General features: G+C 70.0%; 15 protein-coding genes. 4 read left to right on the plus strand and 11 right to left on the minus strand.

Annotated elements, in window-relative coordinates; genetic code table 11:
• Window positions 1-185: 185 nt before the first annotated feature.
• On the minus strand, window positions 186-1,628 hold the full coding sequence (gene argG / locus KY498_RS12370; protein WP_061782382.1) for an argininosuccinate synthase: 1,443 nt from the start codon (window positions 1,626-1,628) through the stop codon (window positions 186-188).
• A 306-nt stretch (window positions 1,629-1,934) separates the two neighbouring features.
• Between argG and KY498_RS12375 the strand changes: the two genes are divergently transcribed.
• The 3 genes from KY498_RS12375 (at window position 1,935) to KY498_RS12385 (ending at window position 11,587) form a co-directional block, all read left to right on the plus strand.
• Window positions 1,935-9,107 carry a DUF5979 domain-containing protein gene (locus KY498_RS12375; RefSeq protein WP_191009238.1) on the plus strand — a complete coding sequence of 2,391 codons (7,173 nt, stop codon included), beginning with the start codon at window positions 1,935-1,937 and terminating at the stop codon, window positions 9,105-9,107.
• Window positions 9,108-9,255: 148 nt separating this feature from the next.
• On the plus strand, window positions 9,256-10,542 hold the full coding sequence (locus KY498_RS12380; RefSeq protein WP_060959642.1) for an adenylosuccinate synthase: 1,287 nt from the start codon (window positions 9,256-9,258) through the stop codon (window positions 10,540-10,542).
• Between the two features lies 1 nt (window position 10,543).
• Window positions 10,544-11,587: a beta-propeller fold lactonase family protein gene (locus KY498_RS12385; RefSeq protein ID WP_191009237.1), complete on the plus strand. Its 1,044-nt coding sequence runs from the start codon at window positions 10,544-10,546 to the stop codon at window positions 11,585-11,587.
• A gap of 70 nt (window positions 11,588-11,657) precedes the next feature.
• Here KY498_RS12385 and KY498_RS12390 read toward each other — a convergent pair whose 3' ends face one another.
• The 7 genes from KY498_RS12390 to KY498_RS12420 all read right to left on the minus strand — a co-directional run bounded on the left by KY498_RS12390 (window position 11,658) and on the right by KY498_RS12420 (window position 21,782).
• Window positions 11,658-12,887 (minus strand): ROK family transcriptional regulator, encoded by a 1,230-nt coding sequence (locus tag KY498_RS12390; RefSeq protein WP_060959644.1) that lies wholly within the window; start codon window positions 12,885-12,887, stop codon window positions 11,658-11,660.
• 17 nt (window positions 12,888-12,904) lie between these two features.
• A complete protein-coding gene (locus KY498_RS12395; RefSeq protein WP_191009236.1) occupies window positions 12,905-14,341 on the minus strand; it encodes a glycoside hydrolase family 5 protein in 1,437 nt (478 codons plus the stop codon).
• 22 nt (window positions 14,342-14,363) lie between these two features.
• Complete coding sequence (locus KY498_RS12400) at window positions 14,364-15,263, minus strand: carbohydrate ABC transporter permease (protein WP_101307067.1); 900 nt, start codon at window positions 15,261-15,263, stop codon at window positions 14,364-14,366.
• Window positions 15,250-16,128, minus strand: a complete 879-nt coding sequence (locus tag KY498_RS12405) for a carbohydrate ABC transporter permease (protein ID WP_191009235.1) — start codon at window positions 16,126-16,128, stop codon at window positions 15,250-15,252. Before KY498_RS12405 ends, KY498_RS12400 begins: the two co-directional genes overlap by 14 nt.
• Window positions 16,129-16,180: 52 nt before the next feature.
• A complete protein-coding gene (locus tag KY498_RS12410; RefSeq protein WP_223848756.1) occupies window positions 16,181-17,428 on the minus strand; it encodes an extracellular solute-binding protein in 1,248 nt (415 codons plus the stop codon).
• Window positions 17,429-17,617: 189 nt separating this feature from the next.
• A complete protein-coding gene (locus KY498_RS12415) occupies window positions 17,618-20,455 on the minus strand; it encodes a discoidin domain-containing protein (RefSeq protein ID WP_191009234.1) in 2,838 nt (945 codons plus the stop codon).
• Window positions 20,456-20,582: 127 nt separating this feature from the next.
• Entirely contained in the window at window positions 20,583-21,782 is a 1,200-nt protein-coding gene (locus KY498_RS12420) for an AI-2E family transporter (RefSeq protein ID WP_060959650.1), read from the minus strand.
• A 63-nt stretch (window positions 21,783-21,845) separates the two neighbouring features.
• On the opposite strand from KY498_RS12420, the gene KY498_RS12425 reads away from it, so the two are divergent.
• Window positions 21,846-22,136 (plus strand): chorismate mutase, encoded by a 291-nt coding sequence (locus KY498_RS12425; protein ID WP_060959651.1) that lies wholly within the window; start codon window positions 21,846-21,848, stop codon window positions 22,134-22,136.
• Window positions 22,137-22,163: 27 nt separating this feature from the next.
• Here the strand turns inward: KY498_RS12425 and KY498_RS12430 are convergent, their stop codons facing one another.
• The 3 genes from KY498_RS12430 to KY498_RS12440 are packed head-to-tail and all read right to left on the minus strand — an operon-like array spanning window position 22,164 to window position 24,171.
• Window positions 22,164-22,850: a hypothetical protein gene (locus KY498_RS12430; RefSeq protein WP_191009233.1), complete on the minus strand. Its 687-nt coding sequence runs from the start codon at window positions 22,848-22,850 to the stop codon at window positions 22,164-22,166.
• Entirely contained in the window at window positions 22,847-23,746 is a 900-nt protein-coding gene (locus KY498_RS12435; RefSeq protein ID WP_191009232.1) for an ABC transporter ATP-binding protein, read from the minus strand. Before KY498_RS12435 ends, KY498_RS12430 begins: the two co-directional genes overlap by 4 nt.
• Window positions 23,743-24,171, minus strand: coding sequence for a GntR family transcriptional regulator (locus KY498_RS12440; protein ID WP_060959654.1), 429 nt, complete (start codon window positions 24,169-24,171; stop codon window positions 23,743-23,745). The genes KY498_RS12435 and KY498_RS12440 overlap by 4 nt, the downstream gene beginning before the upstream one ends.
• Window positions 24,172-24,332 lie beyond the last annotated feature (161 nt).

Below are 24,332 nucleotides of genomic sequence, written 5' to 3' on the forward strand. Positions count from 1 at the left end.
CTTGCACACGGTTGTGCAAGTTTCGGGGAGCGAGGCGTTTCGACTCGCTTCGCTCGCTCAACGACCGGGGTGCGGGTGGGGCGTTTCGACTCGCTCCGCTCGCTCAACGACCGGGGGTGCGGGTGGGGCATGCCGGTCGTTGAGCGAGGCGCGCAGCGCCGAGTCGAAACGCCGTGAGCGCGCGGTCAGTCGGCGCCGAAGTCGAAGGACGCCGACTCCGAGGCCTCGTCCAGGGCTTCGGCCAGCTGCTCGCGCGCGGCGTCGAACGGTGCGGCGTGGCCGGTGATCCCCGCGGACTCGCCGGAGGACAGCTCGCCGACGAGCTCGGCGGTGGCGCCGCCGATGAGGCCCAGCCCGGCGTACTGCTCGAGGCGTGCACGCGAGTCGGCGATGTCGAGGTTGCGCATGGTGAGCTGACCGATGCGGTCGGTGGGGCCGAAGGCGGCGTCGCCGACGCGCTCCATCGAGAGCTTCTCGGGGGCGTAGGAGAGGTTCGGCGAGACCGTGTCGAGGATCGTGTAGTCCTCGCCGCGGCGCAGGCGCAGCGTGACCGTGCCGCTGATCGCCGAGCCCACCCAGCGCTGGATCGACTCGCGCAGCATGAACGACTGCGGCTCGAGCCAGCGCCCCTCGTACATGAGGCGGCCGAGGCGGCGGCCCTGCTCGTGGTAGGTCGCCAGCGTGTCCTCGTTGAGGATGCCGTTGATCAGCCGCTCGTAGGCGATGAACAGCAGCGCCATGCCCGGCGCCTCGTAGACGCCGCGGGACTTCGCCTCGATGATGCGGTTCTCGATCTGGTCGCTCATGCCCAGACCGTGGCGACCGCCGATGGCGTTCGCCTCCCGGACGAGGGCCACGGCATCCGTGAACTCGACGCCGTTGATGGCGACGGGGCGGCCCGCCTCGAACGTGATCGCCACGTCTTCGGTCGCGATCTCCACGGACGGGTCCCAGAAGCGCACGCCCATGATCGGGTCGACGACCTCGAGCGAGACGTCGAGGTGCTCGAGGGTCTTCGCCTCGTGCGTCGCGCCCCAGATGTTGGCGTCGGTGGAGTAGGCCTTCTCGACCGAGTCGCGGTACGGGAAGTCATGGGCGACGAGCCACTCGCTCATCTCCTTGCGCCCGCCGAGCTCCGTGACGAAATCGGCGTCCAGCCAGGGCTTGTAGATGCGCAGCGCGGGGTTGGCGAGCAGGCCGTAGCGGTAGAAGCGCTCGATGTCGTTGCCCTTGTAGGTCGAGCCGTCGCCCCAGATGTCGACGCCGTCCTCCTTCATGGCGCGCACGAGGAGCGTGCCGGTGACGGCGCGGCCGATCGGCGTCGTGTTGAAGTAGGTGCGTCCGCCCGAGCGGATGTGGAAGGCGCCGCAGGCGAGGGCCACGAGACCCTCCTCGACCATGAGCGGCTTGCAGTCGATGAGTCGCGACTGCTCGGCGCCGTACTGCAGCGCGCGACCGGGGATCGAGGCGATGTCGTCCTCGTCGTACTGGCCGAGGTCGCCGGTGTAGGTATAGGGGACGGCACCCTTGTCGCGCATCCACGCGACGGCGACGGAGGTATCGAGACCCCCCGAGAAGGCGATGCCGACGCGCTCGCCGACGGGCAGGGACTGAAGGACCTTCGACATGGAACCTCAGTCTACTGAGCGCCGCCGATGCCGCTGCGACGGGGGCGGGCTGGAGCGGGCCGCCCCGTCGCGGGGCTCTCGGAGTGGTCGGCCCGAGAGGCCAGCCGGGGGGTCGTCGGGGGGTCGCCGTGTTGACGGGAAACGGCGCCGGTGTCCTATAGTGGTCGGCAACGTGCGCTCTCCGATGTGGGATCGGGGCCACCGACGTGGGGTCGGTTGCAGGGGCGCTCTACCTTGGGGGTAGTTGGCATGCGCGCTGCGCGCTCTTCCGTCGTGTCCGCGAAGCATCCGCTGTTGGCGGGGCTCATGGTCGTTCTCCTGGCGATCGGGGGCGTGGTGGGCACCGTCGCCCCCGCCGCGGTCGCCGCCGCCGGTCCGGGCGACTACCTGCAGATCGACAAGAGCGTCGACAAGCCCACGCCGCAGCCGGGTGAGACCTTCACCTACACCGTCAAGGTGACCTGCTCCGAGCAGGACTGCCTCGACACCCAGCTGACCGACGCCTTCCCCGCCGGACTGGTCGGCTTCGACATCGAGGCCGTGCGGTTCACCCCCGACACCACGCCCTACACGGCCACCTGGACGGGCGGCAGCGCCACGCCTCCGGCGAAGGTCGCCGCCGACACCAAGGTCACGGTCGATCTGACCGAGACCACCGACACCCCGGTGGGGGTCGGCATGTCGGCAGGCACGACGTTCTCGATGCTGGTGAGCCTGCGGGTTCCCGACGACTACCCCGCCGGCGAGAGCGGCGACATCGTCAACACCGCCGCCGTCACCGCGACCAACGCCAACCCGGTCGACAGCTCCGCGACGATCAACATCGACGTCCCCGAGAACATCGGCGTCGACGACCTGAAGACCTGGACCCCGTCCCGCCAGTCGTTCGAGCCCGGCGCCCACTCCGACATCGCGCTCAAGATCTCCAACGCCTCCAACGTCAACGTCGACCAGCTGGTCATCCAGGAGCCGAAGGCCGCCACCGAGGGCGCCGCGACGCTCGACGCGAGCAACCCGTTCACGATCACCGACTTCACCGGTTTCGAGGCCGTCGCCGTCCCGGCCAGCTGCACGACCGTCCAGGTGGACGCGTACGTCTTCGACGGCACCGCCTGGACGTGGACCGCCGGCGTGCCGTCGGCGACGCTGACCCTCCCGGACGGCGTGACGAACGCGCAGGTCGGCGGCATCCGCCTGACGTGCGACGGAACCATCGCGCCGGGCGACGAGGTGCGCTTCGACCTCGGCCTCGCGCAGCGGGCGACGCAGCGCGACACGGGTGCCGATCTCTCCACGGCCGAGCACCGCGTCGACAACGTCGCGACCGGCACCGCGACCGCGCACGGCCGCTCCGCGACGAAGGACGCGACCGCGAACTACACGGTCACGCCGTCGATGCCCACGGTGCAGACCACGAAGAACATCGAGCCGGGACAGATCACCGCCGGCCAGAAGGCCGCGGCGACCCTCTCCGCCACGAACGGCGACGTCCCCGTGGCCGAGCTGCGCATCGCGGACCTCGACTTCTTCACCGCCGACATCGCGTTCGGCGGCTTCACCGCCGCCCCCGTCTGGCCGGCCGGCGCCTCCTCCGCGACCGTCGTCTACCACCTCGCCGCCGGCGGCACGCAGGACGTCGCCTTCGCCGACGGTGCCGTTCCGTCGGCCCCCTCGGCCCCGATCAGCGGGTTCGAGATCGTCTACACCGGCACGCTCATCCAGGCCGACGCCCCGGCATCCGCCGTGTTCGAGATCGACACCACCGAGAACGCGACGGGCGGGGCGCCGAGCCTCACCCTCACCAACCGCGTCACCTCGACCGTCACGGCACCCAACGGGCTGACCGCCGACGCCACCGACAGCGACACGCTCGTCATCATCGACCCGTCGGTGTCGGTCACGATCGACAAGACGGTGCGTCCGGGGGCGCCCGTCGGCCCCGGTGACAGCGTGATCGCGTCGCTCCAGACCACCGCCGACGCGACGGGCGACGGCGCGCTGATCCACGACATCGTCGTCGAGGACGCGTGGGACGGCTCGCAGAACGCCTTCTGGAACGCGTTCGACCTCACCGCCATCGCGCCGACCCAGGTCCCCGCGACGGCCGACCTGACCGTCGAGGTCAAGCGTCCGGACGGTACGTGGGTGACCCTCGCGGTCGCCCCCGCCCAGGCCCAGGCGTTCGTCTTCGAGATGGATGCCGCGCAGGTCGCGGCCGCGCTGGCACCGCTGGCTCCGTCGGATGTCGAGGGGGTGCGCTTCACCTTCCACAGCGACGCCGGGTTCTCCGACACCACGAACGTGACGCCGAACCTCGTCTTCGAGGCGCAGAGCGAGCGTCGCAGCGGCGGCGCCACGACCCCCGGTCCCGACCGTCCCACCACCTACACGAACACGGCCGTCGCGACGGTCGACGGCGTGAGCGACGGCGGCAAGCCGCTCACGGACGACGCGCGCGACACGGCTCCGGGGACGATCCAGACCGACGACAACCCGCCCGGACCGGGTCCCGACATCCAGAAGCGCTGGAACCGTGACTTCGTCAACGCCCAGTCCGGCCAGCAGGCCGACACCACGCTCGGCTGGCACGTCTCGTCGGGCTACGCTCCCGTGACGATCACCGACCCGGCGACGGATGCGGCGAACCCGAAGGCCACCGTCTTCGACGCGTTCGACCTCGTCGCGGTGCGCCCGATCGCGGCCAGCTCCGACCCGTACAGCAACGGGTGGTACCTCAAGTACGACACGGTCACCGCCGTCGAGCTGTTCTTCGACAACAGCTGGCACACGGTGCCCGCTCCGGGCGGCAGCTGGATGAGCTCCGGCCGCGGCTTCGTCGGCTACACCCTCACCGCGGACGAGTCGGCCAAGACGACCGCCGTTCGCCTCGTCCTCGACGAGACCGCCGCCGACACCGCCGCGCGCGAGGCGGCGCGCCAGACCGGTCCCGCCTTCGACCCGTTCGCTCCCGCGCCGGGCTCGGGCGTCGGCTCCGGCAGCGTGCAGCGTCAGTTCGCCCTGACCTGGCAGCTGCGCGATGTCACGCGCGCGGATGCCACGCCGGTCACGGCGGCCTCCCTGCTGAACACCTCGACCGCCGGTGTCGTGGACAACACGGTGGAGATCTCGTCGCTGCCGCTGGCCGGCGGCCCGGTGGTCACCGACCGCGACGACGACACGATCCAGATCATCAACCAGCCCCCGGGCGTCAAGGTGACCAAGTCGGCATCCCCGACGTCGGCCATCTTCACCCCGGTGCAGGGCACCCCTGCGCAGGATTACCCGACGTCGCAGTGGACGATGACGGCGCGCAACGACTCGACCGCCAAGGCCAGTGCGATCCGCCTCACCGACCCGGCGACCTGCAGCCAGACCGCACTCGGCGGCTGCCAGTCCGACGTGAGCGCCGCGTTCGCCGACCCGTTCGACACGTCGGGTCAGACCGACTACCTGACGGATGCCGGGACCCCGAGCCCCTTCGACCGCTTCACCGCGACGAAGATCTCGATCGCGGCGACCATCCCCGGCCAGATCGACGCCGCCGGCTCGACCGTGTGGCTCCTGCACTACGCGGGGGGCGTCTACACCACGACGTCGCACACGGTCGCCGAGGTCAACGCCTTCACGGCGGACCAGCTCGCCGACGTCGTCGGCGTGAGCGTCACGTTCCGCGGCGTCAGCGCCGGCGGCACGGGGACGATCGACCAGGACAACCGGTTCACGATGACGATCGGCAGTCGGCTCCGCCCGGCGCTGCGCTCGAGCGGCGCGGCCCAGGTGCTCCCTGCCGGCAAGACCGTCGATGTGGCGAACCGCGTGTTCGCGCAGTCCTACGACCCGGTGCTGTCCCCGACGACGAAGACCGGCGACGTCGCCGACGCGAAGGTCGTGCTCACGGGCGGCGACGTCAACATCACCCCGACGAAGTCGATCAGCCCCTCCTCGATCGCGCAGCCGGCCAAGGCGACGCCCGTCACCGTGACCCTCGGCGCCAACCAGGGCTCCAACCCGCGCAGCACGCTGTCGCCGAACGTCGTCGTCATCGAGGACCAGGCCGACGCCACGGACTTCTGGAACACCTTCGACTTCGTCGCGCTGGGCGCGGTGACGCTCCCGGCGGGCGCGGATCGCGTGCAGGTCGACGCGTACACGGGTGCCGCGTGGGTGCTCGGAACGCCGGCGGCGACCGCCGCGCTGCCCGCCGGTGTGGATGCCGGGGCCGTCCAGGGCCTGCGGTTCACCTTCACCCGCGCCGACGGCGGACTGTTCTCCTCCACCCTGCCCGCGGCGAACTGGTCGGCCTCGGCCGCGTTCTCCGTCGTGGTGCGCGACACGTACCGCGACGCCAGCGGCCCGGTCGTGTTCGACCACACGGTGACCAACACGCAGACGTCCCAGTCGACCCGCACCGACGGCAACGACTCGGGCCGCAAGCAGGCCGCCGCGCAGGTCACGCTCACCCAGGGCACCCACCAGATCGCGGTGAACAAGCTGAGCAACAACGGCGACCGCCTCGTCTCGGTCGGCTCGCCCGTGCCGTTCGATCTGACGTTCCAGAACACCGGGACGGGATACCTCACGGTCTCGCAGCTCACCGACACGCTGCCCGCGGAGCTGAACTTCCTCGCGACGCCGGCGCCGATCTACACGAAGCAGGCCGATGGTCTGCTCTCCGACCAGGTCACCCTGGGCCTCAGCCCCGACGGCCGCACGGTCACGTTCACGTGGCCGTCGGACGGTGACCGCATGAAGCCGGGCGAGGTCTTCAAGGTGCGCCTCTACCTCGAGCTGCAGCCGGGTCTCGCCCAGGGCGAGCGCGCCACGAACACCATGACGATCCAGACCGCCGAACAGCTGACGGCCTGCCGCAACACGGTGCCGGGCGGCTCGACCACCAGCGCGTTCGCGAACGACCCGACGACGTGCGGCACCACCGACTACGTCGGCGTCGTCGCGGGCTCGAACCTGTACACCGTCAAGGGTGTCGTCGGCTCGCTCCCGGGCGCCTACCAGCCCGGCGTCGCCGACGCGATCTGCCAGCAGAACCTCGTCGCGCAGGGCAAGGGGTACTTCCGTGCCCCCTGTGTCGCCAACTCCCAGGTCGACGGCACCGACGACTGGGTGCTGCACAACGTCAACGCCGGCACCGTCCCGGTCGCCGAGATGACGGTCTTCGACCAGCTCCCGACGCCCGGCGACACGCTGCTGATCTCCGGCACCGGCCGTGGGTCGACGCTGCGCCCCGAGCTCGTCGCGGACTCGCTCAAGGTCGCGGCGCCCGCGGGCACCACCCAGACCGTCGAGGTCACCAGCAGCCCGGATGTCTGCGTCAACACCTGGTCGACGCTGACGACCGCACCCGTGTGCGAGCAGAGCGGCGAGCAGTGGACCGCGGTGTCCGCCGACACCGACTGGACGAAGGTCACCGGCATCCGCGTGCACCTCGACTTCCGCACGACGACGGCGAAGGCCCTCACCCCGGGTCAGGCCGCAGACGTCACCTTCTCCACCGTCAACCGGCTGGCTTCGGCCGACCGTCCCGACGGGGCGTCGGCCGTCGTCCCGGCCACCGACCAGTTCGCGTGGAACCAGTACGGCGTCAAGTACGAGCTGACCACCGAGAGCACGTTCCGCAAGATCGCGCCCGCCGTCGTCGGCAGCCACCTGCGCTTCGGGTCGATCGGCGTGACGAAGGAGATCACCGGCCCCGCCTCGCGGTACGCGCCGACGAGCTTCCTCGCCGACGTCGTCTGCACCGCCGGTGGGGTCCCGCTCGACCTCGGCTCGGCATCCACCGTCACCCTGAGCGCGGCCGGTGACTATGCGGCGCGCATCGACGGCATCCCGCTGAGCGAGGCCGGCACGACCTGCACCGTCACCGAGCAGGGCGACGTCGGCGCGTTCGGCGAGACGTCGCGCACCGGGTCGCCGACCACGGTCGCCGTGACCGAGGCCGCCCCGCAGGACGGGACCGAGGGGGAGATCCCCGTCGCCCAGATCGCGGCGATCACGAACGACTACCAGTTCACCGGACTGTCGGTCACCAAGCAGGTGCAGACCGAGGCCACGTCGGGCGCGTTCGGACCGTTCACCTTCTCGCTGTCGTGCACCAGCGCGACGGGAAGCCCGGTCGTGTTCGACGAGCAGGGCAGCACCACGCTGACCTTCACCCTCGCGGCCGGCGAGACCTGGAACGCCCCGGCGGACCGGATCCCCGCCCGTGCGAGCTGCACGCTGACGGAGACCGACGACTTCTTCGCCGATCACATCGTGATCACGGGCACGAACGTCGACGACGCCGGTGACGGCTCCGCGACGGTCACCCCGGGCGTGGATGCCGCAGAGGTCACCGTGACCAACGGCTACGACGCCGGGCGCCTCACCGTCGCCAAGGACGTCACCGGGGCGGGTGCCGACCTGTACGGCACCGGCGCGTTCGACTTCTCCGCGGTCTGCGTCTACCAGGGCCAGACGCTGCTCGATCAGCGCTTCTCGCTGCGCGGCGGCGACACCCAGAGCTTCGGGGTCTACCCGGCGGGCACGCTCTGCGACGTGACGGAGCTGACCACCGGCGGTGCGACCGAGGCGACCCTCGACCCCGCCGACGGGAAGGTCACCATCGTCGCCGCGACCGACCCCGCGGGCATCGGAGACGTGACCGTCACGGCCACCAACCGCTTCGACCTCGCCTCGTTCGACGTCGTCAAGGAGCGCGAGGGCAATCTGCTCAACCCGGGTGCGGCAGGTCCGTTCACGGTCGACGCGGTCTGCACCTACGTCGTCGACGGCACCGTCACCGCGCTCGAGGTCCCGGGCGGGTCGGAGCGTCAGCTGACGGCCGACAACGACTACCGCGCGACCTACGCCGACCTCCCCGTGGGGGCGACGTGCGAGGTCACCGAGACCGTCACCGGCCACGCCGACGCGACGACCATCACGGTCGACGACGCCGATCCCGTCACGGGGACCTCGGCGACCATCGAGCTCGTCGGCGGGGAGACGCCGCAGCTGATGACGATCGCCAACACGTTCACGGCCGGCCAGATCTCGGTCACCAAGACGGTCTCCGGCACCGCCTCCGCCGCGCACAGCGGCGACACGTTCGGCGTGACGCTCGTCTGCACCTGGTACGGGGCCGACCTGCCGATCCCCGGGGGAGCGGTCCGCGACCTCGTCGTCGGAACGCCGGTGGTCTACACCGACCTGCCGACGGATGCCGAGTGCGTGCTCACCGAGTCGCGCACCGGTGACGCCACGCAGGTCACGGTGACCGTCGACGGCGCCCCGGCGAAGAACCCGGCATCCCTGACCATCGGCAAGGACACGACGATCGCCGTCGCGGTCGACAACCGCTTCGACAAGCCGCTGCCGGCCACGGGCGGCAGCTCGGCGATCATCGTCGCGCTCTCGGGCCTGGGCGTGGGCGGCGTGCTCGCGGGCATCGCCCTGCTGACCCGTCGCCGTCGCCGCGAGGTCTGATCCGCCGACCGGGCGGTGCGTACGCCAGGTGCGCACCGCCCGACCGCGGCGGGGCGGTGTCGAGGGTGCTCGATAGGATGGGGTGTACCGGCATTCCCGGTGCAACCGTCCGATGTGCGCCAGAAGGCCGAAAACGGGGGAGCTGTCCATGCCAGGAATCGTCATCGTCGGCGTCCAGTGGGGTGACGAGGGCAAGGGGAAGGCCACCGATCTCCTCGGCGACCGCACCGACTGGGTCGTCAAGTTCAACGGCGGCAACAACGCGGGTCACACCGTCGTCATCGGCGACGAGAAGTACGCGCTGCACCTGCTGCCCTCCGGCATCCTCTCGCCCGGCGTCAACGCCGTCATCGGCAACGGCGTCGTCGTCGACCTCGAGGTGCTCTTCGCCGAGCTCGAGGCGCTCAACGCGCGCGGCCTCGACACCTCGCGCCTGAAGATCAGCGCGAATGCGCACGTCATCACCCAGTACCACCGCACGCTCGACAAGGTCACCGAGCGCTTCCTCGGCAAGCGCATGATCGGCACCACGGGTCGCGGCATCGGCCCGACCTACGCCGACAAGATCAACCGCGTCGGCATCCGCATCCAAGACCTGTTCGACGAGAACATCCTGCGCCAGAAGGTCGAGGGCGCCCTCGACCAGAAGAACCACCTGCTGGTGAAGGTCTTCAACCGCCGGGCCATCACGGTCGACGAGATCGTCGACGACCTCCTCTCCTACGTCGAGCGCCTGCGCCCCATGGTGTGCGACACCGGGCTGCTGCTCAGCCGCGCCCTGGATGCCGGCGACGTCGTCGTCTTCGAGGGTGGCCAGGCCACCATGCTCGACGTCGACCACGGCACCTACCCCTTCGTGACGTCGTCGTCGGCGACGGCGGGCGGCGCGTCCACCGGCTCCGGCGTGGGACCGAACCGCCTCGACCGCATCGTCGGCATCGTGAAGGCGTACACGACGCGCGTCGGCTCGGGCCCCTTCCCGACCGAGCTGTTCGATGAGCAGGGCGAGTGGCTGCGCAAGCGCGGCTTCGAGTTCGGCACGACCACGGGCCGCCCGCGGCGCGTGGGCTGGTACGACGCCCCGATCACCCGGTACGCCACCCGCATCAACGGCATCACCGACCTCGTGCTCACCAAGCTCGACATCCTCACGGGTCTCGACGAGATCCCCGTGTGCGTCGCCTACGACGTCGACGGCGAGCGGTTCGACGAGGTGCCGGTCAACCAGAGCGACTTCCACCACGCGACGCCGATCCTCGAGTTCTTCCCCGGCTGGAAGGACGACATCTCCGGGGCGCGGACCTTCGACGACCTGCCGGTGCAGGCGCAGGAGTACGTGCTCGCGCTCGAGGCCATGAGCGGTACCCGCATCTCGGTGATCGGCGTGGGCCCCGCCCGCGACGCGGTCATCGTGCGCCACGACCTCGTCGACTGACGTGCGTTTCCTCCTCGGGGGCTACACCGCCGACGGGGGTGGCGCGGCCGAGGGCATCGGGGTGCTCCTCGCGGGCGATCCCGACGATGCCTCCGCCGCTGGGGAGCTGTCGCGGTGCGCGGCGCCCGCGGTGCGCGCCGACTCGCCGTCATGGATCACGTGGCATCCGACGTTGCCCGTCCTCTACGCGGCGCTGGAGCATCGGGGTCTCGTGCAGGCGTTCCGGCGGGACGGCGACGAGTCTTTCGCCCCGCTCGGTGAGCCGGTCGCGGCGGGAGAGGCGGTGTGCCACGTCGCGGTCGCCCCGTCGGGCGACGCCGTGATCGCCGCCTGCTGGGGCGACGGCCGGCTGGTGCGGATCCGCCTCGACGGAGAGGGGCGACCCGTCACGGCGGCCGATCTGGCCGCCGCTGAAGACCCGTATGCCCTCGGCGGCATATCGGCGACGCCTCCCCGCCCGTCGCGCGCCCACCACGTCCGCTTCCTTCCGCGGAACACCGTCGCGACGACCGATCTCGGGTTCGACCTCGTGCGGTTCTGGCACGGCGACGGCGGGCAAGGCTCGCGCGATGTCGTGCTTCCGCGCGGAACCGGACCGCGCCACAGCCGATGGCATCCGTCGGGGCACCTGTTCGTCGTGACCGAGCTGTCCACCGAGCTCTACGCCCTGGCGCCCGACCCGAACGGACAGTGGCGTGTCGTGGCCGGCGTGCCGTTGTCGCCGTCCGAGCTCCCCGGGGATGCCGCCGCGGAGCTCGCCTTCTCGCGCGACGGTCGCTACGTCTACGCCGGTCTCCGCGGCTCGAACACGCTGGCGGTGCTCGAGGTGCGCGGGGATGGGGCCGAGCTGCGTCCGGTCGCCCTGGTGGACGCGGGCGTCGAGGGGCCCCGCCACCACGTGGTCGTGCGCGACACGGTGCTGGTCGCCGGTCAGCTCTCCCACGAGGTGGTGGCGCTGGCACTCGACGAGCGCACCGGCGTGCCCGGCCGCGCCCGCCGCCGAGTCGACGCCCCGTCGCCGACCTGCGTGCTCCCGGCATCCTGACCTCGTCGCCCGGCCCCCGCGTGCTCAGCGCAGGCCGTCTGCCCAGAGCAGGCGGATGCCGGGGTGGGGACTAGACCGCGAAGAGCTCGCTGCGCGGCGTGTCGATCAGCGCGGTGATGGGCATGAGCGCCGAGCCGAGTGCGACGGTGTCGCCGCCGAACGTCGCCGGCACGAGTTCGAACTGCATCCCGAGGCGGTGCAGGCAGTTGCGCCGCACGGCGTCGGCGATCTGCGCCGACCGGTGCTCCATCAGCCGCATCCCGACCCATCCGCCGACGACGACGCGTTCCGGATTGGTGAGGTTGACGACGCTGCCGAGCGCCGCACCGAGCGCCTCGACGACGTCGTCGACGACGGCGCGCGCATCCGCGTCGCCGTCCGCCGCGGTGAGGAGCGCGCCGACCGCCTGCCATCCCGACCCGTCGAACGAGCCGCCGCGCGCCTGCCACGCGTGCAGGATCGCATCGGCGCCCAGGTAGGCCTCGACGCAACCGTTCTGCCCGCAGCGGCAGCGCGCACCGCCGACGTTGATCTTCGTGTGACCCCACTCGCCCGCGCTGCTGAACGCCCCGTGCGCGAGAGACCCGTCGGTGATCACGCCGAGTCCGACGCCGCGCCCGAGGAGGGCGACGACGGCATGGTCGATGCCGCGGGCGGCGCCGTACCAGAGCTCGGCCCGGGCCTGCGTCTTCGCGCCGTTCTCGGCGAAGACCGGCAGGTCCGCATCGAGGTCGCGCGGGAGGGGCCAGGGCTCCCACCCGAGGCTCTGGGCGTAGAGCACCTGGGCACCGTCCGGTCCGGTCTCCACGACGCCGGGCAGGCCCAGCCCGATGCCGAGCACGCGCGGCCACCGCTCCTGGTTGCGCGCGCGCAGGGCGGCGACGGCTTCGACGAGATCGCGGTGGATGCCGTCAGGAGTCTCATCGTGGCGTCCGCCGCGGAACTCGCGGTCGACCATCGTGAGCGACAGGTCGAAGAGCTCGACCGCCACCCCGCGCTCGCCGACATCCACACCGATCGCGTAGGCGCCCTCGGCGCGCGGGGCGATGAGCGAGATGGGCCGTCCGCCCCGCGAGGAGACGGATCCCACTTCCGCGAGCAGTCCGTCGTCGATCAGCTCGGACGTGATGTTCGCGGCGGATGCCGCGGAGAAGCCGCATCGCCGGGCGAGGTCCGCGCGCGTCGTCTCGCCCTGCTGGAGCACGAAGCGCAGCGCGGCCGCCCGGTTCTGCTGACGCAGTGTCGTGACGGTCGCGGAGGCGCGCGCCGGGGAGCCGGCCCCCCGGGCCTGTGCACTCATGGTTCGACGATAGCCCGTCATGTGCGCACCTCGAGTCGTCGCACCAGCACGGGCCGGGTGGCGGTGAGTTGGAGGCGCCCGTCGTCCCACCGCGCCGAGACGGCCCGGGGGTCGTCGGCGTCGACGTGCCAGGATGCCGGGCGCGTGGAGAACCCGAAGGAGAGGGGGGTCTCGGCGGTGACCTCCACCGGCACGTACTCGTCGCTGCGGTAGGCGGCCCCCGCGGTGTGATGCCAGATCCCCTCCGGGACGGGGGCGGCGGTGAACCGGGCGATCGAGGTCTCGCCCGATCCGCTGCGTCCCGTCCAGGCGGGAAGCTGCAGGTCGGGGCGCGCGAAGAGGGCATCGAGCACCGGGGTGCGCACCTCGCAACGCTCCACCGCGACGGCGGCGAGATACTCCTCCAGGATGCGCCACGCGCGGTCGGGGTCGAGCGTCGCCGTCGGGTCGGCGATCAGCTCCCACCCCTCCGGCACCCGCGCCGAGAGGGGGGAGGTGAGCGTGTCGAGCTTCTTCCAGGGCCAGAAGTTCCAGCCGATGCCGTGGCGTTCGTAGAGCCGCGTCGCCGCGTAGACCCAGCCGGGCGTGTTCTCGCCGCCCTCGCCCATGTAGATCGGCAGGCCCGACTCGCGGCGCAGCTGCAGGAAGTCGGCGATGCTCGTCTCGTCGGGCGCGCACCAGTACCGGTGGAACTGCACGGCCTGGTTGTCGTCGTAGCGCATCCGCACGGGCTCGGGGTTGGTCGCCCAGTGGCTGCCTTCGTACATGAGCAGGTGGTGCGGATCGATCTCGCGGATCGCCGCGGTGAGCTCGCGGTAGAGGGCGATCAGGTCGTCCTGATAGCGGTGCTGCCAGTCGTTCGGGAGGGGCTCGTTGAGCAGGTCGTAGCCGAGCACCGTCTCGCTGTCGCGGAACCGGCGGGCGATCTCGCGCCACAGCGCGACCGTGTGCGCGCGGTGGCACTCCGACATGAACAGCTCGGGGATGCCGCGGGGCGAGTCGTCGATGTTGGTCCCCGTCTGCCCGCCCGGCGCGCCGTGCAGATCGATCAGCACCCGCAGGCCGTGGCGTTCGGCCCAGGTGACGGCGCGGGCGATCAGCGCGAAGCCGTCGTCGAGGAAGCTGCCGTCGTCGTCCATCACGCCGCGTGCGTTGATCGGCAGGCGGACGTGATCGAAGCCCTGCGCCGCGATGAGGGCGAAGTCCTTCTCGGTGACGAACTCGTCGCGGAACCGGCGCCAGAACTCGGCCGCCCGCACCGGCCCCACGAGAGCGGCGATCCGCGCTTCGATCTGACGCGGAGAGGCCAGTTCGTCGCCGAAGCGCCACATGTACCCTTCCGCGAGCAGCCAGTTGCCGAGGCCCACACCGCGAAGGAGCAGGGGTCCGTCGTCATCGACGAGCTCGGTGCCGACGGCGCGGACGAAGCCGCGGGGGCGAAGGGGCGGGGTCATGGTGTTCCTCACGGGCGGGGCCTCATTTCAGGCCGGACAGGGCGAACCCTTGGACGACGTAGCGCTGGAAGACGACGAAGACGATGAGGATGGGCACGACCATCAGCGTCGAGGCCGCCATCTGGAGCGACGGGTTGGTGGAGATCTGCTGGTTGAGCAGCGAGATGCCCACCGAGAGCGTGTACAGGCCCTGGTCGTTGGCGATGATCAGCGGCCAGAGGAAGCTGTTCCACCCGGCGATGAAGGTGAGGACCACCTGGACGGCGAGGATCGGTCCCGACATGGGCAGGATGATCCGGAAGAAGATGCGCCATTCGCCCGCGCCGTCCATCCGCGCCGCTTCGAGGATCTCCGTCGGGATCGTGGCCATGAACTGACGGAAGAGGAACACGGCGAAGCCCGACACCAGCATCGGCAGCGCGATGCCGATGAGTGTGTTGGTGAGTTTCATCCCGTTGAGGATGAGGTAGCTCGGGATCATCGTGACCTGACCCGGGATCATCATCGTGACCAGCACGAGGAAGAACAGGGCATCCCTGCCGGGGAAGTCGAACTTGGCGAAGCCGTAGCCGGCCGCCGCCATGAGCAGCAGACCGACCATGCAGATGACGACGATGAGCAGAGTGTTCAGGAGGTAGCGCCCGAAGTCCAGCTCGGTGAAGAGCTGGATGAAGTACTCGAGCGTCGGATTGCGCGGCAGCAGCTGCGGGGGGAACGCGACGGACTCGCTGCGCGGCTTCACGGAGGCGAAGATCATCCACAGGAACGGGAACGCGGTGATCAGCGCGCCGACGGTCAGCAGCGCGCCGATCACGATGGTGCCGGTGCGTCCGCGGCGCCGTCCCGGGCGCCCGACGCGCGACGCGGACGGATGCGAGGCGAGGCGGCGGCCGCCGCGGGTGACGAGCTCAGTGGTCGACATCGGACCTCCTCAGACGCAGCTGGACGATGGTGATGGTCGCGATGATGGCGACCAGGACGACCGAGCCCGCACTCGCGTAGCCGAACTGGCTCGACGAGAAGCCCTTCTGGTAGAGGAAGAGCGCGATGGAGGTCGAGGAGCCGAGCGGGCCGCCCTTGGTGAGCACGAAGGGCTCGTCGAAGAACTGCAGCCAGGCGATGACGGTGGTGATCGTGACGAAGACGATGGCGAAGCGCAGCAGCGGGAGGACGATCGAGAAGATGCGTCGCAGCCCGGACGCGCCGTCGATCGCCGCCGCCTCCAGGTACTCCTTCGGCACGCCCTGCAGGGCGGCGAGGAAGATGATCACGTTCAGCCCCAGACCGCGCCAGACGGCGACGAGCCCGACGGAGAACTTCACCACGGTGGGATCGGAGAGCCAGGGGACCGGGGGCAGGCCGACGAGCGAGAGCAGATAGTTGAAGAGCCCGAACTGCGTGTTGTAGAGGTAGCCCCAGACGAGGGCGACGGCCACGATCGCGGTGATGGCGGGCACGAAGTAGAACGAGCGCAGGGCGCGGAAGAAGCGCCCCTGCGACCGGTTGAGCGCGAGCGCGATCGCCAGAGACAGCACGATCACGCTCGGCACGCCGACGACCGCGAAGAGGGCCGTGTTTCCGAGGGCCTGCCAGAAGTCGGGGTCGGCGAACAGCGCGGTGTAGTTGTCGGCGCCGATGAACTGGATGCGCGACCAGTTGCCGAGACCGGCGAGGTTCATGTCGGTGAAGCTCACGAGGAGCGCCACGGCGATAGGCAGGATGCCGAAGACGATGAGCAGGAGCATCGCCGGAGCGATGAACGTATAGGGGACGATGCGGTTCTTCATGGCCTCAGGGCCGGGGGTGCGCGGCGATCGGGTCGCCGCGCACCCCCGGAGCTCAGTTCGCGGGGGTCCCGGCGGTGGTGGTGAACAGCGTCGTCAGCGCCTCATCGCGGTTCGCCCCGGTGAGCACGATCGAGTTCAGCGCGTCGAGCAGCGCCTTCCCCGTCTCGCCGTCCCAGTTCGGCACGAGCGGCAGCAGGCGCGAGGACGCGAGCTGCTTCGTGTAGACGGAGACCATCGGGTCGCTGGTCAGCGCGCTGTCGGTGAGCGCCGCCTTCACGGTCGGCAGCTGGCCGTCGGACTGGTACCAGCTCACCTGCACGTCGGGCTGCGACAGGTAGTCGAGCAGCTGGAGCGCGCCGTCCTTGTTCTTCGTGGAGCCCCAGACGCCGAGGTTCGAGCCGGCGAGCAGCGACGTGTCCTTCGCCCCCGAGGGCACGGTGGTGACGTTCCACTTGCCGGCCAGCTCCGGCGCCGACTGCGAGATGGCGGCCGCGAGGTAGGGGCCGCTGACGAGCATGGGCGTGCTTCCCGTGATGAAGCCCTGCGTCTGGTCGAAGTCGCTGTTCGTCGGCACGCTCTTGTCGGCGTACAGCCCGGTGTACAGGTCCACGGCCTTGCCGAAGGCGGGGGTGTCGAAGTCGATCTTCCCCTGGCCGTCGACGATGTCGCCGCCCTGATCCCACGTCATGATGACCGGGAGGGCGCTGTCCCACTGGGGGATGTAGTACCCGTACGATCCGTCGCCACGACCGGCCAGGGTCTTCGCGTCGGCGCGCAGCTGGTCCCAGGTGGCGGGCGGGGTGCTGATGCCCGCCGCCTCGAGGATGTCGCTGCGGTAGAACAGCACGCGGGTGTCCGACACCCACGGCACCGACACGACCTTTCCGCCGATGGCGGTCGCGTCTCCGGCGACCCCGTCGACGAAGCGGGATGCCGCGAGGTTCTCGTGGCCGGAGAGGGTCGCCTCGTCGAGGGTGAGCAGCGCCCCGCTGTCGGCGTAGGTGCGCAGCTTGGAGAGCCCGATCTGCAGTACGTCCGGCCCGTCGCCCGAGGCGACCGCCGTCGTGAACTTCTGGTCGACGCTGTCCCACGGGATGGCGACGGTCTTCACGTCGATGCCCGTCTTGTCTTCGAACGGCTTGACGAGCGCGTCGAAGTGGGCGGAGCTGTCGCCCATGACCCAGACGGTCAGCTCCGTGGTGGTGGTGCCGCCGTCGCCGGGTGCGGATGACGAGCATCCGGCGAGGGTGGCTGCGGTCAGGGCGGCGGTGCCCAGGGCGAGCCAGCGCATTCTCTTCATCGAGAGGTCCTTTCGGGGTGCAGGAGGTGCGGTGCCGAGTCGGGACTCGGCGGCGAGAGGACGGGAAGAGACTCCTTCGTCCTTTCTCTAAGCCTTAGATTAAGGCATGTCGGATCTGGCGGCAAGAGGAGATCCGCCGCACACGACGCAGGGGGCCGCAGCCATCGCGACCCCCTGCGCCGATCGTGCTCAGTAGGACGAGTACACCGTCACCTCGTCGATCGACCACCACTGCGGCGCGACTCCGGTCTGCGTGATCCGGATGTAGCGGGCGCTCGTCGGTGCGATCGAGATCGGGCGTTTCCAGCCGTACGCGATGCCGGTCGCGGCCGTCGACCACGTCGACCCGTCGAGCGAGGTCTCGACGGTGAACCCGCGCGGGTAGTCCCACGTCGATCCGCTGTCGGTCTGCACCGTCACCATCGCGACCGTGCGGGTCGCACCCATGTCGATGCGGTACCACTCCCCGCCGGCCATGGCCTGACCGCTCTTCCACGAGGTGCCGTTCGCACCGTCGATCCCCGCGCCGGCTGTGCTGCCGGCCGCGGTCGTGGATGCCGTCGCCGTCCAGCCCGAGTGGCTCACGGCGACCGGGGCGAAGCTCGACAGGCCGCCGGCGTACTTCGCGATGGTGGCGACGAAGCGCGCGTTCTGCGTGAAGTTGGCCGTGCCGAACTGCGACAGCTTCGACTGGTAGGTCGCCGCGTCGTCACTGTTGATGACCGGCACCGGCTTGCGATCGTCGTAGTACATGCCCCAGTACGCGAAGCCGTCCTCCGCCGATCCCTTGACCTTGTACGACCAGTTCGACCACGACACCTGCGAGGCGTTGAGGCCGGCCATGAACCGTGCCCAGACGTCGTCGTTGTAGTACAGCGAGTATTCGCCGTAGAGGATGGGCACGCCGGGATTCGAGAGCTTCGCGGCCAGTCCGCCCAGCTCGTTCGTCACGAGCTGGTTCTGCGCCGTCCAGTCCTTCGAGTTCGGCATGTCGTACGGGTGGTACTCGTAGACGACGTTCGTCCACCCGTAGGTCGACGGCGACGCCAGCTTGTCCAGGCCGAAGAACGCGCCGAGGAAGATCGCGTGATCCGCATCGATGGCGCGCACCGCGGTGTACAGCCGGTTGTAGTAGTCGCTCTTCTGGGCCACGTCGTCGCTGTCTTCGTTGTAGTCGATCAGCGGCTCGTTGATGAGGTCGTAGCCGGCGACAGCGGGGTTGCCGTTGTAGCGCGTCGCGATCTTCTTCCAGATGTCCTCCACCCAGTTCTGATACGTGGCGCTGCCCCAGAACCCGTTGGGATTCGGGCCGATGCGACCGCAGGAGCCCCACGGGCAGCCGCCGCCGGGAACCGTGTGCAGGTCGATGAGCACGTAGATCCCGCGGGATGCCGCCTCGTTCACGACCCAGTCGATCTTCGACCAGGGGTTGGACTTCCAGGTGCCGTCGAGGTTCAGGAACACGTTCCACCCGATCGGCACGCGGATGAAGTTCATCCCCGTGGCCTGGATCGCGTCGAGGTCGTTCGCCGTGAACCAGGTGTCCTGGTGCGTGCCGACGACGGAGGCCGTGGTGGTGGCGCCGAAGCGCGCGGTCATCGTGTTGGTCAGCGAGTAGTCGTCGTTGTAGAGACCGGCGGTGAGCTCGCCGATCGACCACCAGTTGCCCGCGCTTGCGGTCTGGGTGAGCCGGAAGTAGCGCGCCGCTTGCGCCGTGAACCCGATGGTCGAGGCCTTCTTGGTTCCCGCGCCGGTGGCCACGGTGCTCCAGCTCGACCCGTCTCGCGACAGCTGGAGCGTGTAGCCGCGCGGCCAGTCGTCCTCGTCGGTGGTGTTCTTGGCCGTGTCGGTCGTGACGTTGTTGAGGGTGATGAGCGCGCCCATGTCCACCGTCACCGACTGTCCCGGTGCCTGCGCGGCGCCGCTGCTCCACCGTGTCGAGGTGGTGCCGTCGAGCATGTTCGCGGGGGAGGCGCCCACCGACGAGGTGACGGCCCACCCGCCGCGGTCGAGCGAGGTCCCGCTCGAGATCGCGATCTCCGCGACCGACCACCACTGCGACGAGGTGCCGTTGGACGTGATCCGCAGGTAGCGGCCGTTCTTGGTGCCCTGGAAGTCGGCCTGCACGACGCGGTTCGCGCCGTAGCCGCTCGCCACCTTCGTCCAGCTCGCGTTGTCGTACGACGTGAACACGTCGTACACCCGGGGATAGTCGTTCGCCGTGGCCGCGCCGGCGTCGAACAGCACCTTGTCCATGTCGACGTTGCGGCCGAGGTCGACCGTCAGGGACTGTCCGGGCGCCTGCGGGGCGCCGCTCTGCCACACGGTGGAGACGTTGCCGTCGAGCGTCATCTGGGCGTTCGTGCCGGGGGCGCTGGAGGTCGCGGTGGCCGTGTGCGTGCCGTTGAACAGCACCGGGTCGCTGTAGAGGTTGATCTCACCGACCGACCACGGCGCCGCGGCGGTGCCGGTCTGCGTGACCCTCACGTACCGCGCCACCTGCGGGCTGAACTTCACCGTGGTGAGACCGTCCGCTCCGGGCTGGTTCGCCACGCTCGTCCACGTCGAGCCGTTCGACGAGGTCTCGACGGTGAGCGCCCGCGGCCACTGGCCGCCATTGGCCGTGTTGTCGATCGTGAGCCGGTTGAAGAGGGTGGCCGCCCCCAGGTCGAGGCGGATCCACTCGCCGCCGGCTTGGTTCGCTCCGGTCGTCCATCGGCTCGTGCCCGATCCGTCCAGCGCGTTCGCGGGGGTGCCCGCCGAGGCCGTCGCGGTCCAGCCGGTGCGGTCGGCGGCGAACTCGCCCAGCGGCGACATCCAGTCCTCCTGGGTGAGCCATCCACCGATGTTCGTGCCCCGGAGGTTCACGGCGGCGCCCGTGCCCGAGGACTTCTTCAGCACGTTGCCGCTGGCTTTGAGGAAGTCGGCGGAGGTGAGGGCGGCGGCGTGCGCCGCCGTCACGGGTAGGACGGCGGTCGCCGCCACGGCCGCGGCTGTGACCAGCGCGGCGAGAACATGTCGTTTCACGATCCTCCTTGATCAGCGCGGAACACCCACTGGTTCCGTCGCTGGTCAGCATCGCGAGCCGACATCTACTTTGTCAAGGACTTAAAATAAGCCCAGCAATTACAGGGGCTTCAGAATTACAGGGGCCTCAGATGGCGGCATCCTGTTTCGGGATGAAGACCTTCTTGATGATGAGCAGGATCGACGCCGTCACGGGGATCGCGACCAGAGCGCCGAGCAGGCCCATCAGCGTGCCGCCCACGAGCGCGCCGATGACGACGAGCGCCCCGGGGACCGCGATCGCCTTGTTCATGACCTTCGGCGTCAGCACGTATGCCTCGAGCTGCATGTACACGAGGTAGGCGAGGGCGAAGATCAGCGCGGACAGCGGGCTGGCGAACAGGGCGACGATCGAGGCGATGCCCCAGAAGAGCACCGTTCCGACCAGCGGGATGATCGTCAGGCAGAAGGCCACGACCGCCATGAGGGCGGGGAACGGCAGTCCGAGCACCGTGTAGAGGATGAAGCTGACCACCGCGTTGAAGAACGCGAGCACGACCATTCCGCCCAGGTATCCGCCGACGGACTCGGTGATCTGCTCGGTGAGATCCGCCGCCAGCTCGCGGCTGCGCGCGGGGACCATGCGGTAGAACGCCTGCTTGATCTCGGGCAGCGAGGCCAGGAAGTACAGGCTCAGCACGACGATGATGATGATGCCGGAGAGGGTCGTGCCGATCGAGATGCCGATCTGCAGGACGCCGCCGCCGATGGCCGCGATGTGCCCCGGATCGGTCAGGAACCTCTGCACCTCGGAGAGGATCACCGGCACCTGGTCGCCGAACTGCTCGCGCACCCAGGCGTACAGCTCCGTCTGCTGGAACGACGAGACGAGCGTCGGCAGGTCGGTGATGAACTGGCTGATCTGGCGGACGACCGTCGGGACGATCAGCCACACCACCGCGGTGATCAGGACCGCGAAGGCGAAGTAGACGATGACGATGGCCCAGGCGCGCGCGACGCCGTGACGCTGCAGACGCTGCACGACGGGGTTGAGGCCGAGCGCCACGAACAGGGCGAAGGCGACGTAGATCCAGACGGTCACGAGGCTGCTGACGGCGAGGCCGAGGAGGATCGCGACCAACCCGCCGAACGTGAGGAAGAAGCCGGCGACGAAGGGGCGGTTGATCGTGGTCCAGACCTGCCGTCCGGATCGTGCCACGGGCGGCGTGCCGGACTCCGCGGAGGACGCGGCCGGCGGCCGGCCGCCCTCGTCGACGTCGGGCGTCGTCTGCGTCTTCGCGCGCCGCAGAAGTGAACGCTTGCCGGGCTCGTCGGTGCCTACTGCCATGGTCACACTCTAAGGCTGCGCGGCGGCGGAGCCGGTAAGGTCGGCGGAGACGAAAGGGAGCACATGACCGACGCCGCCGCGCACCTGCAGCGCCTGCGTGCCAGCATCGACAACATCGACGCCGCACTCATCTTCCTGCTGGCCGAGCGCTTCCGCTCCACGCAGCAGGTCGGTGTGCTCAAAGCGGAGCACCGGATGCCGGCATCCGACCCCGCCCGCGAAGAGCAGCAGATCGCGCGTCTGCGCCGCCTCGCGCTCGACGCCGACCTCGACCCCGAGTTCGCGGAGAAGTGGTTCAACTTCGTCGTCGCGGAGGTCATCCGCCATCACACGGCGGCGGGCGCCGCGGACTGACGCCGCCCGGCGTCGCGTCCCGACGGCTCAGGGGATGGCGCGGCGGAGAGTCGCGAACGACGCCGCCCCCACCGCGACCCCCGCGACCGCCAGCACGCCCGTGAGGCCCATCGGCCCCAGCGCGGTGAGCCAGGCGCCGACCGCGGCCCAGGCCTCCAGGCGGGCGACGAGCCACAGCGCGGCGACCAGCAGCAGGCCGACCGTGACGAGGGCCACGGTGAGGCCGAGGGCGCCGTACCGCCGGTAGATCGTGGCTCCCCAGAACCCCAGGATGAACAGCAGCATCGCCGTGACGCCGAAGAACACGCCGGCGCCGATCGCGCCCGCCGTCCAGATCCAGTCGAGCGAGAAGAAGTAGCCGTTCACCCCCCAGCCGCCCGTGGCCCGTTCGACGGCGCCGCCGACGGCGAAGACGAGGCCGAGCATCGCCGCGGTCACGAGGGCGGCCAGCATGGTGCCGAAGAAGAACTCCCGCCGGGTGATGCTCAGCGCCTGCGAGAACGGGAAGGTGTAGCTCAGCGACATGATGCCCAGGCCGAAGAAGTACCAGATCGGCGCCTGACTTCCGCCGCCATACTTCGCGCCGCCGTACGGGATCATCGCGAAGATCGCGATGGAGAGCACGAGCGTGGCGCCGAGGATGATCAGCGGCAGCCACACGAACGTGTACTTGTTGACGAACTGCATGCGGGCGACGGTGACGACACGGTTCATCGGAGTGCTCCTTCGGCGGCGGCGTTCTCGGCCTGGTGCTGGGTGAGGCGGACGATCAGCTGCTGCAGCGACACGGGCCCCGCTTCGAGGCCGGAAGCCGCCAGGCGCGCCCGGTCGTCGGCATCGAGCGCGCCGAGCACCGTGACGCTGGTGACGCGCCCGAGGCTCTCCCGGTGGAGCACCTCGCGGCCCGCGGTGAAGGCGGCCACCGCGTCGGCGTCGCCGACTATCGTCGCGGCCCGCCCGCGCACGCCGTCGGTCTCCTCGTCGAGCAGGATGCGGCCGCGGTCGATGACGATGACCCGCTCGATGAGGTCGGCGACCTCGTCGATGAGGTGGCTGGAGAGCACGATCGTGCGGGGGTGCTCCACGTAGTCGGCGAGGAGGCGGTCGTAGAAGATCTGTCGGGCGACGGCATCCAGCCCGAGATAGGGCTCGTCGAAGAAGGTCAGCTCGGCGCGCGAGGCCAGGCCGATGATCACGCCGACGGCCGACAGCTGTCCGCGGGAGAGCTTCTTGATCCGTGTCTTCATCGGCAGCTGGAACGCGCGCACGAGGTCGTCCGCGAGCTCCTGGTTCCAGTGGGGGAAGAACATGCGTGCCATGCGGAACGCGTGGCCCGGTCGGGCGTCGTCGGGGTAGCGCTGGCTCTCCCGCACGAAGCAGACGCGGGTGAGCACCCGGGCGTTCTCGTAGGGGCTCTCCCCGAACACGCGCACGTCGCCGGAGGTGGCGAAGTTCTGCGCCGTGAGGATCGACATCAGCGTGGTCTTGCCGGCGCCGTTGCGTCCGAGCAGGCCGTAGATGACGTTCTCCTCGAGGGCGAGCGAGACGCGGTCGAGGGCGGTGGTGTCCTTGTAGCGCTTGACGAGATCGGTCACGTCGACGACGGTCATCGTGCGTCTCCTTCCGGGAACGGGGCGGTCGGGGCTGGTGCGGACGGATGGGCGGCGGAGGCCGGCCGTGCGGCGGCCTGCTCGCGGACGAGGGTGGCGAGCTCGTCCGGGGTGAGGCCGAGCGTGCGCGCCTCGGCCAGCAGGGGCTGGATGAAGCGTGCGGCGAACGCGGCCCTGCGTTCGAGGCGCAGCTGCTCGCGCGCTCCGATCGCGACGAACATCCCGATGCCGCGCCGCTTCACGAGGACACCTTTCTCGACGAGCATGTTCACCCCTTTCGCGGCCGTGGCCGGGTTGATGCGGTAGAACGCCGCGAGCTCGTTGGTCGATGGCGCACGCGAGTCCTCGGCGAGGCTGCCGTCCACGATGGAGTCCTCGACGTTCTCGGCGATCTGTACGAAGAGTGCGCGTCCCTCGTCGATCACGGGACCTCCCGGCATCCGGTTTCTTGGTTAGTTACTTGACTAAGTAACCATAGAACGTCGAGGACGTCAAGCGTCGCGTCCCGCGGCCGGGCCCGCGCGCACGCGCGATAGCGAGCCGGCGGCGAAAGGTCCAATTTGCGTGAGCATTCACAGGGATGAAA

Source organism: Microbacterium sp. PAMC21962 (assembly GCF_019443465.1).
Classification (GTDB): domain Bacteria; phylum Actinomycetota; class Actinomycetes; order Actinomycetales; family Microbacteriaceae; genus Microbacterium; species Microbacterium hominis.

What these genes read in the sequence shown, in the direction of transcription:
- KY498_RS12380 (WP_060959642.1), top strand. Translation starts at nt 9,256, where the DNA reads ATGCCAGGAATCGTCATCGTCGGCGTCCAGTGGGGTGACGAGGGCAAG.
- KY498_RS12425 (WP_060959651.1), top strand. Translation starts at nt 21,846, where the DNA reads ATGACCGACGCCGCCGCGCACCTGCAGCGCCTGCGTGCCAGCATCGAC.
- KY498_RS12410 (WP_223848756.1), bottom strand. Translation starts at nt 17,428, where the DNA reads ATGAAGAGAATGCGCTGGCTCGCCCTGGGCACCGCCGCCCTGACCGCA.
- KY498_RS12400 (WP_101307067.1), bottom strand. Translation starts at nt 15,263, where the DNA reads ATGTCGACCACTGAGCTCGTCACCCGCGGCGGCCGCCGCCTCGCCTCG.
- KY498_RS12395 (WP_191009236.1), bottom strand. Translation starts at nt 14,341, where the DNA reads ATGACCCCGCCCCTTCGCCCCCGCGGCTTCGTCCGCGCCGTCGGCACC.
- KY498_RS12390 (WP_060959644.1), bottom strand. Translation starts at nt 12,887, where the DNA reads ATGAGTGCACAGGCCCGGGGGGCCGGCTCCCCGGCGCGCGCCTCCGCG.
- KY498_RS12405 (WP_191009235.1), bottom strand. Translation starts at nt 16,128, where the DNA reads ATGAAGAACCGCATCGTCCCCTATACGTTCATCGCTCCGGCGATGCTC.
- KY498_RS12435 (WP_191009232.1), bottom strand. Translation starts at nt 23,746, where the DNA reads ATGACCGTCGTCGACGTGACCGATCTCGTCAAGCGCTACAAGGACACC.
- KY498_RS12420 (WP_060959650.1), bottom strand. Translation starts at nt 21,782, where the DNA reads ATGGCAGTAGGCACCGACGAGCCCGGCAAGCGTTCACTTCTGCGGCGC.
- KY498_RS12430 (WP_191009233.1), bottom strand. Translation starts at nt 22,850, where the DNA reads ATGAACCGTGTCGTCACCGTCGCCCGCATGCAGTTCGTCAACAAGTAC.
- KY498_RS12375 (WP_191009238.1), top strand. Translation starts at nt 1,935, where the DNA reads ATGGTCGTTCTCCTGGCGATCGGGGGCGTGGTGGGCACCGTCGCCCCC.
- argG (WP_061782382.1), bottom strand. Translation starts at nt 1,628, where the DNA reads ATGTCGAAGGTCCTTCAGTCCCTGCCCGTCGGCGAGCGCGTCGGCATC.